This window comes from Rahnella variigena (assembly GCF_003610915.1).
GTDB lineage: Bacteria > Pseudomonadota > Gammaproteobacteria > Enterobacterales > Enterobacteriaceae > Rahnella > Rahnella variigena.
Genome location: NZ_NSDJ01000001.1, coordinates 2963973 through 2980522, shown reverse-complemented (window position 1 = coordinate 2980522; position 16550 = coordinate 2963973). Strand labels below are relative to the sequence as shown.

The 16550-nt window shown below is 50.1% G+C and carries 15 protein-coding genes; 8 read left to right on the top strand and 7 right to left on the bottom strand.

Translation table 11 applies throughout. The annotated features are described in order from the left end of the window. The first annotated feature begins 131 nt into the window (after nucleotides 1–131). Nucleotides 132–431 carry a YdgH/BhsA/McbA family protein gene (locus tag CKQ54_RS13870; RefSeq protein ID WP_120162848.1) on the top strand — a complete coding sequence of 100 codons (300 nt, stop codon included), beginning with the start codon at nucleotides 132–134 and terminating at the stop codon, nucleotides 429–431. Between the two features lie 143 nt (nucleotides 432–574). On the opposite strand, the gene CKQ54_RS13865 is transcribed toward CKQ54_RS13870, so the two are convergent. Continuing rightward, entirely contained in the window at nucleotides 575–1339 is a 765-nt protein-coding gene (locus CKQ54_RS13865) for a DUF481 domain-containing protein (protein WP_112288460.1), read from the bottom strand. Nucleotides 1340–1808: 469 nt separating this feature from the next. Between CKQ54_RS13865 and nadE the strand changes: the two genes are divergently transcribed. Then, a complete protein-coding gene (gene nadE / locus CKQ54_RS13860; protein WP_112288459.1) occupies nucleotides 1809–2639 on the top strand; it encodes an ammonia-dependent NAD(+) synthetase in 831 nt (276 codons plus the stop codon). 150 nt (nucleotides 2640–2789) lie between these two features. Then, on the top strand, nucleotides 2790–3986 hold the full coding sequence (locus tag CKQ54_RS13855; RefSeq protein WP_120162890.1) for a multidrug effflux MFS transporter: 1197 nt from the start codon (nucleotides 2790–2792) through the stop codon (nucleotides 3984–3986). 9 nt (nucleotides 3987–3995) lie between these two features. Here the strand turns inward: CKQ54_RS13855 and dadX are convergent, their stop codons facing one another. After that, nucleotides 3996–5069 (bottom strand): catabolic alanine racemase DadX, encoded by a 1074-nt coding sequence (dadX, locus tag CKQ54_RS13850; protein ID WP_120162847.1) that lies wholly within the window; start codon nucleotides 5067–5069, stop codon nucleotides 3996–3998. A 72-nt stretch (nucleotides 5070–5141) separates the two neighbouring features. Next, a complete protein-coding gene (locus tag CKQ54_RS13845; protein WP_120162846.1) occupies nucleotides 5142–6443 on the bottom strand; it encodes a D-amino acid dehydrogenase in 1302 nt (433 codons plus the stop codon). 646 nt (nucleotides 6444–7089) lie between these two features. On the opposite strand from CKQ54_RS13845, the gene CKQ54_RS13835 reads away from it, so the two are divergent. Continuing rightward, on the top strand, nucleotides 7090–8625 hold the full coding sequence (locus CKQ54_RS13835) for a SpoVR family protein (protein WP_112288456.1): 1536 nt from the start codon (nucleotides 7090–7092) through the stop codon (nucleotides 8623–8625). 179 nt (nucleotides 8626–8804) lie between these two features. Here the strand turns inward: CKQ54_RS13835 and fadR are convergent, their stop codons facing one another. Then, complete coding sequence (gene fadR / locus CKQ54_RS13830; protein WP_120162844.1) at nucleotides 8805–9527, bottom strand: fatty acid metabolism transcriptional regulator FadR; 723 nt, start codon at nucleotides 9525–9527, stop codon at nucleotides 8805–8807. 244 nt (nucleotides 9528–9771) lie between these two features. Between fadR and nhaB the strand changes: the two genes are divergently transcribed. The 4 genes from nhaB (at nucleotide 9772) to iraP (ending at nucleotide 14043) form a co-directional block, all read left to right on the top strand. Beyond that, nucleotides 9772–11349, top strand: coding sequence for a sodium/proton antiporter NhaB (gene nhaB / locus CKQ54_RS13825; RefSeq protein WP_120162843.1), 1578 nt, complete (start codon nucleotides 9772–9774; stop codon nucleotides 11347–11349). Nucleotides 11350–11528: 179 nt separating this feature from the next. Beyond that, nucleotides 11529–12059 (top strand): disulfide bond formation protein DsbB, encoded by a 531-nt coding sequence (gene dsbB / locus CKQ54_RS13820; protein WP_120162842.1) that lies wholly within the window; start codon nucleotides 11529–11531, stop codon nucleotides 12057–12059. 362 nt (nucleotides 12060–12421) lie between these two features. Then, nucleotides 12422–13531, top strand: coding sequence for an AI-2E family transporter (locus CKQ54_RS13815; RefSeq protein ID WP_112288452.1), 1110 nt, complete (start codon nucleotides 12422–12424; stop codon nucleotides 13529–13531). Nucleotides 13532–13701: 170 nt separating this feature from the next. Further along, nucleotides 13702–14043, top strand: coding sequence for an anti-adapter protein IraP (gene iraP / locus CKQ54_RS13810; RefSeq protein ID WP_112288451.1), 342 nt, complete (start codon nucleotides 13702–13704; stop codon nucleotides 14041–14043). A gap of 76 nt (nucleotides 14044–14119) precedes the next feature. Here the strand turns inward: iraP and CKQ54_RS13805 are convergent, their stop codons facing one another. The 3 genes from CKQ54_RS13805 to CKQ54_RS13795 all read right to left on the bottom strand — a co-directional run bounded on the left by CKQ54_RS13805 (nucleotide 14120) and on the right by CKQ54_RS13795 (nucleotide 16523). Then, on the bottom strand, nucleotides 14120–14569 hold the full coding sequence (locus tag CKQ54_RS13805) for a YcgN family cysteine cluster protein (protein ID WP_120162841.1): 450 nt from the start codon (nucleotides 14567–14569) through the stop codon (nucleotides 14120–14122). A gap of 107 nt (nucleotides 14570–14676) precedes the next feature. Next, on the bottom strand, nucleotides 14677–15333 hold the full coding sequence (locus CKQ54_RS13800) for a fumarylacetoacetate hydrolase family protein (RefSeq protein WP_120162840.1): 657 nt from the start codon (nucleotides 15331–15333) through the stop codon (nucleotides 14677–14679). Nucleotides 15334–15359: 26 nt separating this feature from the next. Continuing rightward, nucleotides 15360–16523, bottom strand: coding sequence for a lytic murein transglycosylase (locus CKQ54_RS13795; protein WP_120162839.1), 1164 nt, complete (start codon nucleotides 16521–16523; stop codon nucleotides 15360–15362). Between the last annotated feature and the right edge of the window lie 27 nt (nucleotides 16524–16550).

Sequence of the window (16550 nt, the reverse complement as noted above, 5' to 3'; positions counted from 1 at the left end):
GATTGTTTATTAATGACCCGCTGTTTTTTTATCTCTTATAAAATCTCATCAGACTTGGGGTATTTTTTGAAATACCGTCTAAACTTCAGAAGAGCAAAGCAATTACTTACCTCTACAAAAGGACGCTGTATATGAAAAAAATTACTTTAGCTACTACCCTGTTGATCTCTGCGTTTTCTTTCAGTACTTTCAGTGCATTGGCTGCCGATCAGGTATCCAAAGAAGAAGTCGCCCACTATAAACTGGTAAAAATCGGCAACATTCAGGTGGCTGAATCAGGCGGGAAAGTCGGTTCTCCAAGCGAGTTGCACGAAGAGTTATCAAAGTTAGCGGATGAGAAAGGCGGTAAATATTACCATATCATCGCTGCCGGCCAGAAAGGCCCGAACTTTGAAGCGATAGCCACAGTATATAAAGACGCAGAGAAATAATAACTGCTCAGAAATAACAAAACCACGCCAGAGTGCGTGGTTTTTTTTGCGCAAAAACCTGCACGTCACACAGAAAATATCCCATAAAAAAAGCCAGAGGAATAATCCCTCTGGCTTTCTTGCATTATTTCCCAAACGGGAAATTACATGCCGTACACCAGGTTTACAGACGTCACGGTATCGGTTTTATCCGGCGCGCTGGCTGGTGGTTTGGTGTTATAGGTTACGTCATACGCCACTTTCAGGGAGAAGTGGGAGTTGATCGCAACGGTCAGCGCAGTTTCAGAGTTCAGCGTGGTTTCATCGTTCGCTAAAACTGAAACGCCCTGCGTGAAGCGCGCAGTGTCGCTGATCTGATAACCGTAAGTGCCTGAAGCATAAGCCAGGGCACGGGTGGTATTACCGCCCTGCTGAAATTCATCATGACGAACACCCGGACCCGCTTCCAGGTTCAGCGTGTGAACCGGACCGCTCCAGATCTGACGACCATAACCCAATGTACCGACAGTACGTGAACGGTAACCGTTATAACGGTCGCTCAGCCAGCTACCCTGACCGAAAACATAGTTCGCGTTATCAAGGTTATAACGGGTACGGCCACCGGCCTGGTACTTCTCGGATGAACGCACACCGGAAGAAGAAGTATTACGCGCAGAACCCCACAGGCTGTAAGCCGTGTTGGTATCAAACCAGGTCATGGTGGTATCAGCATTCAGCGTGGAGTTGCTGGTGTTACCAGTTTGCGCACTGTAACCCGCCTGAACGTTACCCTCGAAAGGCTTTTTCGCCTGAGCAGGGTCATCTAACGCAGTGAAGATGGTGGTGTCTGCAAGGCTTGAGATACTGAACAGCGCTGCACCACAGACGATGGCACAAGCTGGTAGACGACGTACAACCCGAAAAAACATTTTGTTTCCCCAATAAGACTTAAGGCAAATAACGACATTAAAACCACACGATGTATGCCATTAATTAGGATCCGTTAATCAAGCCTGGCAACTCCATTTCGATGGCACATGCATACACATATTTCTACCGCAACAAATATAACGCACTCAGCCCAGGATATCTTAATAAAGCGGCTTTTTTAGATAGTTCCGAATGACATATATTTCCTGCAATAGAAATATACGGAATCATTACATTTCCCTTCATTGATCTCTTATTTTCAACGCCGGTCAGTAATTACTCATCGTGTGCCACTCTTTACTTCTTTCCTGCCGCTTTGGTTCGAAATGTTGCGAGCCGGCAGCGTACAGATTTCCGCCGAACTCTTCGCTGAATCTTGTCCTTTTGAGCGATGCGGGGTAGTTTTATCCTGATAACGTCTTATTTTTGCCTCGGGTTCCTCGAAGGCAGCCTTCAGGAGGAGTGGTCATGGCTTTACAAAAAGAGATTATTCAGGCTCTGCACGTTAAACCGCATATCGATGCCGCACAGGAAATCCGTGTTAGCGTCGATTTTCTCAAAAGTTATCTGCTGGCCCATCCGTTCATCAGGACACTGGTGTTGGGTATCAGCGGCGGGCAGGATTCTACTCTCACCGGCAAACTTTGCCAAATGGCAATTAGCGAATTACGCGCAGAAACTCACGAAGCCGATTATCAGTTCATCGCTGTCCGTTTGCCGTATGGCGTGCAGGCTGATGAATCCGACTGTCAGGATGCCATCGCGTTTATCCAGCCTGATCAGGTTCTGACTGTCAATATTAAGAATGCCGTACTGGCAAGCGAAGCGACATTGCGCGAAATTGGTATTGAGCTAAGTGATTTCATTAAAGGTAATGAAAAAGCCCGCGAACGCATGAAAGCGCAGTACAGCATTGCCGGAATGAAAAAAGGTGTGGTGGTCGGAACCGACCATGCGGCAGAAGCCGTGACCGGATTCTTCACCAAATACGGCGATGGCGGTACTGACATTAACCCGATTTTCCGTCTGAACAAACGTCAGGGTAAAGCGTTGCTTAAAGAGCTCGGTTGCCCGGAACATTTGTATACCAAAGCCCCGACGGCGGATCTGGAAGAGAACCGCCCTGCTTTGCCGGATGAAGTTGCTCTTGGCGTGACCTACGAGCTGATCGACGATTATCTCGAAGGCAAAAAAGTCGACGATAAATATGCCACGATTATCGAAGGCTGGTATCTGCGTACAGAACACAAACGCCAGCCACCGGTCACGGTGTTTGATGATTTCTGGAAGAAAAAATAATCTTTCCGGTATCTCTGCGTTAACGGACACTGACAGGTGTCCGTTTTTTTTCACAAGTCCTTCCCGCACGATTATCACAAGCTACTTTCCATTCTTTAACTAAATCATTACCCTTAGCCTCCCTTCGGATGACTGACAGTGATGTTTTCAATGCAAAAATTCCTTTTCCTGCTGCTGAGCCTGGTACTGCTTGGCCCTCTGGGTATCGACCTTTACCTTCCGGCGATCCCGGCGATTGCTCTGGGTCTGAACAGCACCGAGGCGGTCATTCAGTCCTCAATTTCACTTTTCATTCTGGTGATGGGCCTCGGCCAGCTGGTTGCCGGGCCGCTGGTTGATAAATTCGGACGCCGTCCCATCGCCATCATCGGCGTGGTGATTTATCTGGCAGGCGCGATCGTCGCCGCTACAGCCATCGCACCGTGGATGTTTCTGCTCTCGCGCGTCATTCAGGGGCTGGCAGTCTGTTGTACATCGGTGGTGATTTTCAGCGGGGTTCGTGACCGGATGAGCGGCAACGATGCCGCCCGCGCGTACGGTTTTCTCAATGGCACGCTCAACATCATCCCGGCTCTGGCGCCGCTGATTGGCGGACTGATTGCCCAATATTATGGCTGGCGTGCGCCGTTCTGGGCGCTGGCGGGGTATACGCTGGCAGTTATGCTGCTGGTCATTTTCAAATTGCCAGAAACCCGTCCCGAAGGAACGCAAAACAATACCGGACTGCCGTTCCGTCAGTACGCTCGTATCTTGTTTAATGCCCGCTTTATCACTTTCGCACTGGTTAATGCCGGCGCAATGGGTATGGCACTGACGTACGTTTCGCTGGCACCGACGGTACTGATGAATATTGCCGGCCTGACCCCACTGGAATTCTCCCTGGTGTTCGGTGCAAATGGATTCTGGATCATGGGGATGAGTTTTATCGCTAACCGGATTATCCGCAAAGTGGGACGTCCGGTATGCCTGAAAACGGGTGGGATTCTGATGTTTATCGGCTGTCTCGGACTGATTGCCGGGATAACGCTGGTTCCGCCTGCTGAACAGACCGCAACCTGGTTGTATATGTTGCCGGTGGCCAGCGCCTGCGCCGGTCTGGCGTTCCTGATGGGGCCTGCAACCAGCTATGCGCTGGAACCGTTCTCTGCCGAAGCAGGTATGGCTTCCGCACTGGTCGGTTCGGTGCAGATGGCCGGTGGCGCGTTGCTGGGGTTTATTGCGATGGCGTTGCCGTTGCAGCCAAAGCTGAGTCTGGCGCTGGTGATGCTGGCGGGAGGATGTCTGGCGATGCTGGCACGTCGCGCCAGTAAGAAATCGACGGGCCGTCTGACCCGTCTGGAACAATAAACGGTCTCTTTAATCGATTGTCGTCACCGGTACGCGGGGTGCCAGCGCACTCAGCAGCTCATAGCCCAGCGTACCGCATGCCGTCGCCACATCATCTACCGGCAAATGATTGCCCCATAACTCGACCGGTGAACCGATTTTCGCCTGCGGACACGGCGTAAGATCAACAGCCAGCATATCCATGGATACCGTCCCCACCGTCGTTGTGCGCACGCCATCCACCCACACAGGCGTTCCGGACGGCGCATGGCGCGGATAACCATCAGCATAGCCACAGGCGACCACCCCTACGCGCTCCGGGCCGCTCACGTGATAACGGCCGCCATAGCCCACGCGGTCACCCGCTTTAAGTTCCTGCACGGCAATCAACTCGCTTTTTAACGTCATCACCGGTTGCAGACCGGTATCAGCGATATCTTTCCACTCACCGCTTGGCGACGCACCATAAACAATAATGCCAGGGCGCACCCAGTCATAATGGGTTTGCGGATGCCACAAGGTCGCCGCCGAGTTCGCCAGACACCGTGGCCCGCGGATATTTTGTCCGGCCAGATTAATCGCCGCCATCTGGGCATCAACACCTTCAACACTGTCGGCGGTGGCAAAATGGCTCATCAGGGTGAGTTCGCCTGCCTGTTTCAGTTCACGCAGTTGTTGCCACACAGCACCCGCCCGCTCAGGGGAAAATCCCAGACGGTTCATGCCGCTGTTCACTTTCAGGTAGATATCAACCGGCTGAGTCAGTTGTGCTTCAGCCAGTGCTTTAATTTGCCAGTCACTGTGTACGGCAGTCGTCAGGCGATATTTATCAACGATCATTAAATCCTGAGGAGTGAAAAACCCTTCAAGCAGCAAAATCGGCCCCTGCCAGCCGGCTTCACGCAGCAAAATAGCTTCGTTGAAATCAAGTAATGCAAAGCCATCCGTGGAGGACAAACTGCGCCAGATGCGCGAAATTCCGTGGCCGTAACCATTGGCTTTGACAACAGTCCAGACCTTGCTGTCAGGAGCAAACGCACGAATGATGTTCAGATTTTGGGTTAATGCAGAAAGAGATAATGTGGCAGAAATCGGGCGAGGCATACCGGCTCCGGTAATTAGCAAAGTAATGCCCATGCAGCGTCAGGCACTGCATGGGAAATAATGTCAGCAGACTCAGCCTACCGGATGCATTTTATGCGGCCCCGCAGGACGCGCGATAAAATCCGGGCTGTAACGCTCAACCGATAAATCATCAGACGGAATGGCCGGCGTCACGCCCGACATAATATCTGACAGCAATTGCCCTGAGCCACAGGCCATCGTCCAGCCCAGTGTGCCGTGGCCGGTGTTCAGATACAGATTTTTGATGCGCGTGCGTCCGACAATCGGCGTACCGTCCGGTGTCATCGGGCGAAGACCGGTCCAGAACGTCGCCTGTCCGACATTTCCGCCATTCGGATAGAGATCTCTTACAACCATTTCCAGCGTTTCACGTCGCGCCTGTGCCAGTTTCAGATTGAAGCCGACTATTTCCGCCATGCCACCGACACGAATACGGTTATCAAAACGGGTGATGCCAATTTTGTAGGTTTCATCGAGTACAGTTGAAACCGGCGCGGAAGCAGGATCGGTAATCGGGATGGTCAGGGAATATCCCTTCAGCGGATAGACCGGGATGGACACAAGGTCGCGCAACAACGCTGTGGAATAGGATCCAAATGCCACCACATAAGCATCAGCTTTCACCACCTGATCGCCGCACTGCACGCCGGTGATTTCGCCGTTTCCTACATGCAGCTTATCCACCGTGCGGTTAAATTCGAAGACAACGCCCGCCTGACGCGCCATGTCCGCCAGCTTGCGGGTAAACATCTGGCAGTCGCCGGTTTCATCATTCGGCAAACGCAGACCGCCGGTCAGCTTGTGTGCGACCTGCGCCAGCGCAGGTTCTGCGGTGGCCAGCTGACTGGACTCCAGCAGCTGATACGGCACACCTGCATCGTCAAGAACAGCAATATCTTTGGATGCACTTTCAAACTGCTGCGCGGTACGGAAAAGTTGTAACGTTCCGCCCTGACGACCTTCATACTGAATGCCGGTATCGTCACGCAGTGCCTTCATGCAGTCACGACTGTATTCCGCCAGACGCACCATACGACTTTTGTTGGTCTGATAATGGTTCATGTCGCAGTTGCGCAGCATCTGCCACATCCATTTGAGCTGGAACTGCGTGCCGTCCAGACGGATTGCCAGCGGTGCATGTTTCTGGAACATCCATTTTACCGCTTTCACCGGAACACCCGGAGCCGCCCACGGTGCGGCATAACCCGGAGAGATCTGGCCTGCATTTCCCGCGCTGGTTTCCTCAGCCGGACCGGACTGACGATCAATGACCGTAACCTGATGACCCGCCTTTGCCAGATACCATGCACTGGCGACACCGACCACACCACTGCCTAAAATGACCACACGCATATCAACTCCACTCCACACCCAAACAAAGCATAATATTCTGATGACAGGAAATTAACCTGACTGAGAAAAATCACCAACACAGTCACTCATAACCGTGAGGTCTTTCACAATTATTTATCGTTCATGACGGCATTTATTTCAATAGGGTGAAATAAATAACGATATCTCGCAACATTTCATCCATCGGGAAAGAAAATTATGGTCTTATGATAGCAATGACTGCACTGATGTCACGAATCAGGGGGCGCATCAAAGCCGGTTTATGGAAAGGTTTTTATTCTTCAATAAAGCCATTAAACCAGAATAAAAAACCACAAAAATTCACAGTAGTGATATTACCTCACGGATTGAGAATTTTTGCGATTCAGGGCGAGTGGGTTTTTATAAAGGGGTGAAAAACGAGACATGGGACTGATAACACGGATGCCACTCTCATCAGCGGCATTTTATGACACAAACCTGGCTGATAAGGGAAATTGACAGCCATCAGCCATGAGGATATAGAGTTAATCAGGAAGGGATCCATGGTGTTTATCTAACAGCACACTCAGATTGAGCTACGATTATCAATGGACGTGCGAAATCTTAAGAAAAGGTTGTGAATCAAACACTCTGTAGCGTCCATAACTGAATGAGGGTGCGGCTTATGACAACAGTGACCCAGAAGCAAAAAACTGAGGACAAACGTCTCAGCGACGGACCGGACTGGACGTTTGAGTTATTGCAGACCTATCTTGCGGAGATCGACCGGGTGGCCAAGTCTTACCGGCTTGAAACCTATCCCCATCAGATCGAAATCATCACCTCCGAACAAATGATGGATGCCTACTCCAGCATCGGCATGCCGATTAATTACACTCACTGGTCGTTCGGTAAGAAATTCATTGAAACTGAGCAACTTTATAAACACGGACAACAGGGTCTGGCGTATGAAATCGTCATCAACTCTAATCCGTGTATCGCCTATCTGATGGAAGAAAACACCATCACGATGCAGGCGCTGGTCATGGCTCATGCCTGTTACGGCCACAACTCTTTCTTTAAAAATAACTACCTGTTTAAAAGCTGGACTGACGCCAGTTCGATCGTCGATTACCTGTTATTCGCCAAACGTTATATCAGCGAATGTGAAGAACGCTACGGGGTCGATGAGGTTGAACGGTTGCTCGATTCCTGTCATGCGTTGATGAATTACGGCGTCGATCGCTACAAACGTCCGCAAAAAATCTCCTTGCAGGAGGAACTGGCGCGGCAGAAAAGCCGTGAGGAATATCTGCAAAGCCAGGTAAACACGCTGTGGAAAACGTTGCCGCGCAAGGACAGCGTTGATGCACCTGAACAGGCGCGACGCTTCCCTTCTGAGCCGCAGGAAAACCTGCTGTATTTCATGGAAAAAAATGCGCCTCTGCTTGAGTCCTGGCAGAGGGAGATTTTGCGTATCGTGCGTAAAATCAGCCAGTACTTTTATCCGCAGAAACAGACTCAGGTGATGAATGAAGGCTGGGCGACGTTCTGGCATTACACCATACTTAATCATCTTTATGATGAAGGAAAAGTCACCGACCGTTTCATTCTGGAGTTTCTGCACAGCCACACCAATGTGGTGTATCAGCCGCCTTATAACAGCCCGTATTACAGCGGTATCAACCCGTATGCGCTGGGCTTTGCGATGATGCAAGATATCAAACGTATCTGTCAGGAACCGACGGAGGAAGATCGTTACTGGTTCCCGGATATCGCGGGTTCAGACTGGCTGGAAACACTGCATTTTGCGATGCGTGATTTCAAAGATGAAAGCTTTATCAGCCAGTTCCTGTCGCCGAAAGTGATGCGTGATTTCCGGTTATTTACCGTGCTGGATGACGACCATAATAACTATCTGGAAATCGCGGCGATTCATAATGAGGAAGGTTATCGTGCCATTCGTCAGGAGTTATCGGCGCAGTATAACCTGAGTAATCACGAGCCCAACATTCAGGTCTGGAATGTCGATTTGCGCGGTGACCGCTCGCTCACGCTTCGTTATATCCCGCAAGATCGCGCACCGCTCGATAAGAGCCGCCGTGAAGTGATGAAACATGTTCATCGTCTGTGGGGCTTCGATGTCTTTATCGAGCAGCTCAACGAAGACGGCAGCGTTGAATTACTCGAACGCTGCCCGCCGCGTCCGACTCCGCTATAAACCTCCCATATTCAGACATTAAAAAAGGGCGCTAAGCGCCCTGTATTTATTGTTGCTTCCCGAAATCATTCGAATTGTATCAAGGCGGCAACTGAGTGCGTCCCCGGGAGCATACATTAGTATGTGACCGGGGTTCATGAAGGCAGTCAACGATGAGACAGTTTGAAGGATGAAGGGAATTAACGGTGTTTTTGTTCGGTCAGATCACCCGGCATCGCGCTCTGCATGCTGTGCCAGATTTCACCACTCTGACGGCCATAATTACGCACGCAATCGACAATCTGCTCGTAGCTTTTCTCGTGGCAGATATCAGACAACTTTTTATAGAAAGTGATCGCCAGTTTACGCGCTTCAGGATTGGAGAAGTAATAACGTCCGACGCGGGTATAAAGACCTCGCAGTCCGTTGATAATCAGACCGTAAATCGGGTTGCCGGAGGCAAATGCCAGACCACGGAAAATGCCGTAATCGAGCGCCGTAAAGGCTTCGGCATGATCTTCAACTTCCGCCGCTTTAGCCAGTACCTGCTGGGTTTCTTCAGGATTGGTTCGCATCGCTTTACGGATAAAGATTGTTGCGATGTTGGTACGCACGGACAGCAAATTATCAATGAGCTGTGGAACACTGTCGTGATCGAGACGCGCCAGAGTTTCCAGAATATTCAGACCCGACGTTTCCCAAAAATTGTTCACCTTGGTCGGTTTTCCATGCTGAATTGTCAACCAGCCATCCCGGGCAAGCCGCTGTAACACCTCACGCAATGTGGTTCGGGTCACGCCAATGAGTTCGGAAAGTTCTCTCTCTGCAGGCAAAATTGAGCCCGGAGGGAAGCGGCTGTTCCAGATACTTTCGATGATATACTCTTCGGCAAAACCGGCAGGACTTTGTGCCTTAATAACCATGTGTTTGTCGTTCCGTGTGGGGCTTTTATCAGGGATATAGTTCAGCTCATCATACCAGATGAAAAACGCCTGTTATAGCCGTCAGTCAGAACAAATGTTGAAACTGTGCAGGGGTTTGCAGAATTTCACATTTCTTAATGGCTTATAGGATTGTTCGTTCCGGTGAAAAATTTCTGTCAGACAATTACACTGACCTATGCTTTTGATACCACTATAAATTACAGATAAAGGAGAACTGGGGAATATGGAAACAAGCTACAGTCGCGCATTTATAAAAAACTTTTTAGGGCAGTCCCCTAACTGGTACAAAATTACCATTCTGGCCTTTCTGATTATTAACCCGTTGATTTTCTTTTTGGTCAGTCCGTTTTTAGCCGGATGGTTGCTGATCATCGAGTTCATTTTTACCCTGGGCATGGCGCTCAAATGTTATCCACTTCAGCCTGGCGGTTTGCTGGCTATCGAAGCGGTCATGATTGGCATGACCAGCGCAGAGCGTATCCGTGAAGAGATTTCGGCCAATCTGGAAGTGCTCCTGCTGCTGATTTTTATGGTGGCGGGCATCTATTTTATGAAGCAACTGCTGCTGACCGTATTTACCAAGCTGCTGCTGAATCTCAGAAATAAAATTGCGCTGTCACTGGCCTTTTGTTTTGCTGCCGCTTTCCTTTCTGCCTTCCTCGATGCCCTGACCGTTATTGCTGTGGTGATCAGCGTTTCAGTCGGTTTCTATTCGATTTACCACAACGTCGCCTCTAATCAGAGTGAAAACACGGATGTAACCGACGACAGCTCGTTTACAGGCAATCAGCAACATCAGGCCGTTCTTGAGCAGTTTCGGTCCTTCTTACGCAGCCTGATGATGCATGCCGGCGTGGGTACCGCGCTCGGCGGCGTGATGACCATGGTGGGCGAGCCGCAGAACCTGATCATCGCTAAAAGTGCAGACTGGCAGTTTGTCGACTTTCTGATCCGCATGTCTCCGGTCACCGTCCCGGTGTTCATCTGCGGTTTCATTGTCTGCGCGCTGGTGGAGCGTTTCCGTTTGTTTGGTTATGGCGCAAAACTGCCGCATCCGGTTTATGAAGTTCTTAAAAAGTACGATCAGAAAAACAGTGAAAACATTACGAAGCAAGACCGCATTAAGCTGGCGGTACAGGTCGTCATTGGTGTATGGCTGATTATTGCCCTGGCTTTCCATCTGGCAGAAGTCGGACTGATCGGTCTTTCAGTGATTATCTTTGCCACCGCATTTTGTGGCGTCACTGATGAACATGCGATTGGTAAAGCATTCCAGGATTCTCTGCCCTTCACCGCCCTGCTGACCGTCTTTTTTGCTATCGTTGCCGTGATTGTCGAACAGCATCTGTTCACTCCAATCATTCACTTTGTGCTTCAGTCAGCGCCATCAAACCAGCTGTCATTATTCTATCTTTTCAACGGATTGCTTTCTTCAGTGTCTGATAACGTTTTTGTCGGCACTGTTTACATCAATGAAGCAAAATCTGCACTGGTTAATGGCGTGATTGACCTGAAGCAATTTGAATTGCTGGCGGTCGCGATTAATACCGGCACAAACCTGCCGTCGGTTGCCACGCCCAATGGTCAGGCGGCGTTCCTGTTCCTGCTGACTTCCGCCCTCGCCCCGCTTATCCGTCTTTCATACGGCAGAATGGTGTGGATGGCGCTACCTTACACGGTGGTCATGACGCTGGTGGGTTTGCTGTGCGTGCAATATCTGCTGCCGGATATGACGCAGTGGTTTACGGATATGGGATGGCTGAGCTTGCCACCCGCCAGTGAAGTTCTCATGCCTCACTGAGACACCGACTTCGTGTAGGTCATTCTCTGGCTGCTCCATAGTCCAGAAAATTATCGAAATTAAAGTCGAATTGTCCGGTTTATATTAATTATTTACCTATTATTTATTCTGACAGGCTGGCAGCAGGGAGCAATTGGTTTACACTGCGTATCAGTAGCTAACTGCAGGGAAAATTTTCTATGTTGCAATATCTTAACCGCTGTTCACAAGGCCGCGGTGCATGGCTTCTGATGGCTCTGACAGCTCTGATTCTTGAGCTGGTTGCGTTGTATTTTCAGCACGTGATGCTTCTTAAACCTTGCGTCATGTGTATTTATGAACGCTGTGCGTTGATGGGTATTTTGGCTGCCGGGCTGGTCGGGGCGATTGCACCTTCCACCTGGTTACGTTATGCCGGTATACTTATCTGGATTTACAGTGCTTACGAAGGGATCCGTTTGTCATGGGAACACACCATGATCCAGCTGCATCCTTCTCCGTTCGCGACCTGTGATTTTGCTGCCCGCTTCCCGACCTGGCTGCCACTGGACAAATGGTTCCCGTGGATGTTTATTGCCAGCGGTGATTGCGCGGAAAAACAGTGGGAATTCTTGTCACTCGGTATGCCGCAGTGGCTGGTGGTCATTTTCAGCGTGTTTATGGTCATTGCGATTCTGGTGCTGCTGGCACAGTTCGTAAAACCTAAACGACGTGACTTGTTCGGTCGTTAATTTCAGTAAACTGAATTCATAAAGGCGCCTCCCGGCGCCTTTTCTATGACCTTCAGTATCATCATGCAGGGAATGCAGACTTTTTAATCAGAATGATTTACATGACTAATTTGGAATCTGCAATGAAAAATCTCCCTGTCGGGCTGGTCTGGATAATCTCCGTCGGAGCCTGTCTCCTTTTCTGGGTCGTAGTCGGTTTTATTTTTTATGGCTTGTTCAGATAAAGCTACGCTGACGGCCTGTCCTGGCGAGAATCAGCTGGCAGGTTCGCTCATTACACTGTGCAAAAAAAGACCTGGATTTGTAAAAACCTCAATGAGTTCTATGCTACGAGGGCAAAAAGGTTCATCAGAGGAACAGATATGGTTGTAAAAGGGTTTTCAAAAGGGTTTTTCATCGCGATTCTTTTAATCGTTACTTTGGCTTTTTTTGATGTATTGAGGCCTTATTATTCTTCCGTACTATGGGCAATTATTCTTGCGGTGATTTTCAATCCGCTGAAAAACCGGCTTAAACAATTTGTCGGTGATCGCAACGGTGTCGTTTCTTTATTAACCGTCTTGATTATTTGTTTGATTGTATTCACACCGCTGGCAATTATTACTTCTTCGCTGGCGATCGAATTCAATGCGGTATACACCAAGCTTCAGGCGAATGATTCCCAGTTGCCGGCAATGCTGACCGATACCATCCACCATTTACCACGATGGGCCAGACATTTTCTTGCAGAGCATAATCTGGACAGCACAACTGAAATTCAGAAAAAGCTTTCTGATGTCGCGCTGCAAGGCAGCCAGTATCTGGCAGGTAGTGTTTTTGTCATTGGTAAGAGCACGTTCGGCTTTGTTGTCGGTTTCGGCATCATGCTGTACATCCTGTTCTTCCTGCTGAAAGATGGCGCTTATCTGGTCAATCTGACGCTGGAAGCCCTGCCGCTTTCCCGCCACGTTAAACATCATTTGTTTATGAAGTTTGCGGCGGTATCCCGTGCGACAGTTAAAGGTACGGTGGTGGTGGCAATCGTTCAGGGTGCACTGGGCGGGCTGGCATTTTACATCGCGGGTGTGGATGGCAGCCTTCTTTGGGGCGCGCTGATGGCCTTCCTGTCAATCATCCCTGCGGTTGGATCAGCCATTATTTGGGTACCGGCTGCCATCTATTTCTTCGCTTCAGGAATGTTGTGGCAGGGGATCTTTATCGTGGTCTTCTTCGTGGTGGTTATCGGTATCGTGGATAACGTTTTACGCCCGCTGCTGGTTGGCAAAGATACCAAAATGCCGGATTACCTGATCCTTATCACCACGCTGGGTGGCATGGAAGTTTATGGCATTAATGGCTTTGTGATTGGTCCGTTGATTGCGGCATTGTTTATCGCCTGCTGGAACATCCTTTCCGGGCGTGACCATCGTAACAATACCGATGAGATTGACGAAGATTTCATTGAGGAAGGTAAAAATCACCCGGAGACATGATACGCAGGGCATTTTCTCTAAATGCCCAATCCGCGCATCGTTATCGTCGGTCTGAGTTTAACGGGCGGTTGCTACAAACCGCCCAGTTTTACCAAATATGATTATGCAGTTTTCAGAACCTGGCGTAGAAATAAATGGCAACTTACACTATCGATCTGCAGGGGTAATAAATGAAAAATATCATTTTAGGTATGATCGCAAAAATCTCCCGTATGGAAGCAGACACTAAACAGCTTACCGCTCAGGTTGAGGCGCAGTCACTCCTTCTCGGGGCTATTTTCATCACTGTTGGGAAAAATGGCGGGCCGCAGGAAATCATCGAAAGCGTTAATAAAGCCATTAACTCTGTGCTCGACTCCGATGACGAAGTCCTTAAATCCGACGCCAAAATTTTGTTTGAACAGTTTCAGGCACTGATTGAAATGACGCGATTTATCGACAAGGCCGATCCGGAGCTGGATTCCGAAGCGCTGAATGCGCTGGGTGCTGTCCGGCCTGATTCAGAGATCTGATATCAAATCCTGGAATAAAAAAAACCCCGGCATTTGCCGGGGCTTTTTCATTTCATATCCTGAAAGAGAAGCGAGCTTATCTCGCCCAGCTTGGCTTATTCATAATGTGATCCTGCCAGTCTTCGACGTCGTCTTCGCGCACAGCGATGTAACGCACGGAGATCTGCGCCGTATGCATGGCAGATTTGGATGCTTTATTCAGCAGCGGATGCCACGGGAGCAAAGGCTTGCCCTCGCCTATCAGACGATATGCGCAGGTAGGCGGTAACCAGTCGAAAGTGGTCAGGTTTTCACGCGTCAGTTTGATGCAGTCTTCTTCAAGCGTAAAACGACGTTCGTAGTTGCGGCACTGACAGGATTTAATATTGAGCTGGTTACAGGCGACGTTGGTGAAGTAAATCTCGTCCGTATCTTCATCAATCAGCTTATGCAGGCAACATTGTCCGCAGCCGTCGCACAATGCTTCCCATTCTTCGTCAGTCATTTCAGACAGCGTTTTTTGCTGCCAAAAAGCGGGTTCAGTCATGATGTGCATCCGGTATAAATAAAATGAGGGTGCTTATATAGACGCTTTAGCCGTCAGATGCAAGTAAAGCCGCCGGAAAGCTGTTCCGGCGACATCATTGCGTTGCGCTAAATCACGCGGGTAGTCACTTGCTTACCATTGAGTGTAGCTAAGATTTCATCGCCAGCGTGGAGCGGCCCGACACCATGAGGTGTACCGGTCAAAATTATGTCACCTGCCCGCAAAGTGAAGAAACGGCTCATATAGGCAATCAGCGGCAAAAGCGGTGTCAGCATGTTACGGGTATTGCCTGACTGACGCGTTTGCCCATTGATCTCCAGCAGCAACTCAGCCTGCTGCGCATCGCCAAATTCGCTGACCGGAATAAACCCGCTGATGGGACAGGATCCGTCAAACCCTTTGGCTTTTTCCCAGGGTTGTCCGGACTCTTTAAACCGGGTCTGCAAATCCCGCAACGTGAGATCCAGTGCCAGCCCGTAACCGGCGATGGCATTCGCAACGCGATCTTCTGTTGCCTGTTTCAGCGGAGTGCCGATCAGTACCGCCAGTTCGACTTCATGATGTACAGCGCCGAAATCCTTCGGGATAGCGACAGGCTGACGGATATCGCAAAGCGCCGTTTCCGGTTTGATGAACACGACCGGCTCAGCCGATCGCTGACCGCCCATCTCTTTGATATGGTCGGCGTAGTTATTGCCGACACACACCACTTTGTTCACCGGAAAATCGAGTAATGCGCCATGCCAGTCTCTGTGTTGGTACATACAGCCACTCCTTGATATGAGGAATATCAGCCGCTGAACGGATTACGAGGTGCCGGCGCTAAAGGTGCTGAAGACGCCGGTGCTGCCTCGCCGGAAACTACCGGTGTTTGCGCACCCGCCACGCCATCTGCCATCATGCCGATACTCAGCGCGAAATAGGTTGAACGGTTCCAGTGCATGATCGTACGGAAATTATCGTAAACTAGGAAAGCCCGACCTTGCGTATCATCCGGAGTGATAATCCATGCGCGGGTGGCCGTGGATGTCAGCGGGCTGCCATCTGCTTGCGTCACGCCAAGTTGCTGCCAGTATCGGGCCGGATGCATCTGGTTATTCTTTAATCCTGCCAGATTACCGTCAAAGTTAGCGGGCAGTTTTACTTCCTGACCCCAACCCTGGTCGCCCTTCCAGCCTTCTTTAGATAAATAATTGGCCGTTGAGGCAAAGACATCGTCGGTATTTTTCCAGATATCGATTTTGCCGTCGCCATTACCGTCAGCGCCGTAGGTCAGATAAGAGCTTGGCATAAACTGCGACTGCCCCATCGCACCGGCCCAGGAACCTTTCATCATGTCGCTGGTGGCTTTACCTGAATCAACGATTTTCAGCGCCGACATAAATTCTTTGGTAAAGAACGCTTCACGACGACCTTCGAAGGCCAGCGTCGCCAGCGCAGAGAACACATCTTCTTTCCCCTGAATCTTGCCGAAGCTGCTCTCCATCGCCCACAGCGCCACAATGTACTGCGGCTGTACGCCATAACGGTCGCTGGCTTTTGTCAGCGCAGGCAAATTGTTCTGCAACTGCTCTTGTCCCTGTTTGATTTTCCATTCAGGCAGCACGCGGGTCAGATAATCGTCGAGAGTAATTTTCTTCTCTAACTGATTGCGGTCAGAATTAATCACGCGGTCGACGAAATGAATATTCGCAAAGGTGCTGTCGATAGTCTGCTGGCTGATCCCCTGAGAGAGCGCTTGCGCTTTGAGTTGCTCCACATAAGCCGGGAATTCAGCGGGGTCCCGTCCCTGTTCTGCCAGAGACGTTTTGCCTGAAGGCGCTGCCGGTGCGGCAGCAGCAGGCTGTGTTGCCGCAGTGGATGGCGTGGTGGTTTGCCCTGAGGTGACTTTTTGCGCTGCACAACCGCTGAGGATGATCAGCGGTGTTAACACGGCCAGTGCCGACAATTTCATCAATTTCTTCCTTTTGACTTCTGCAAG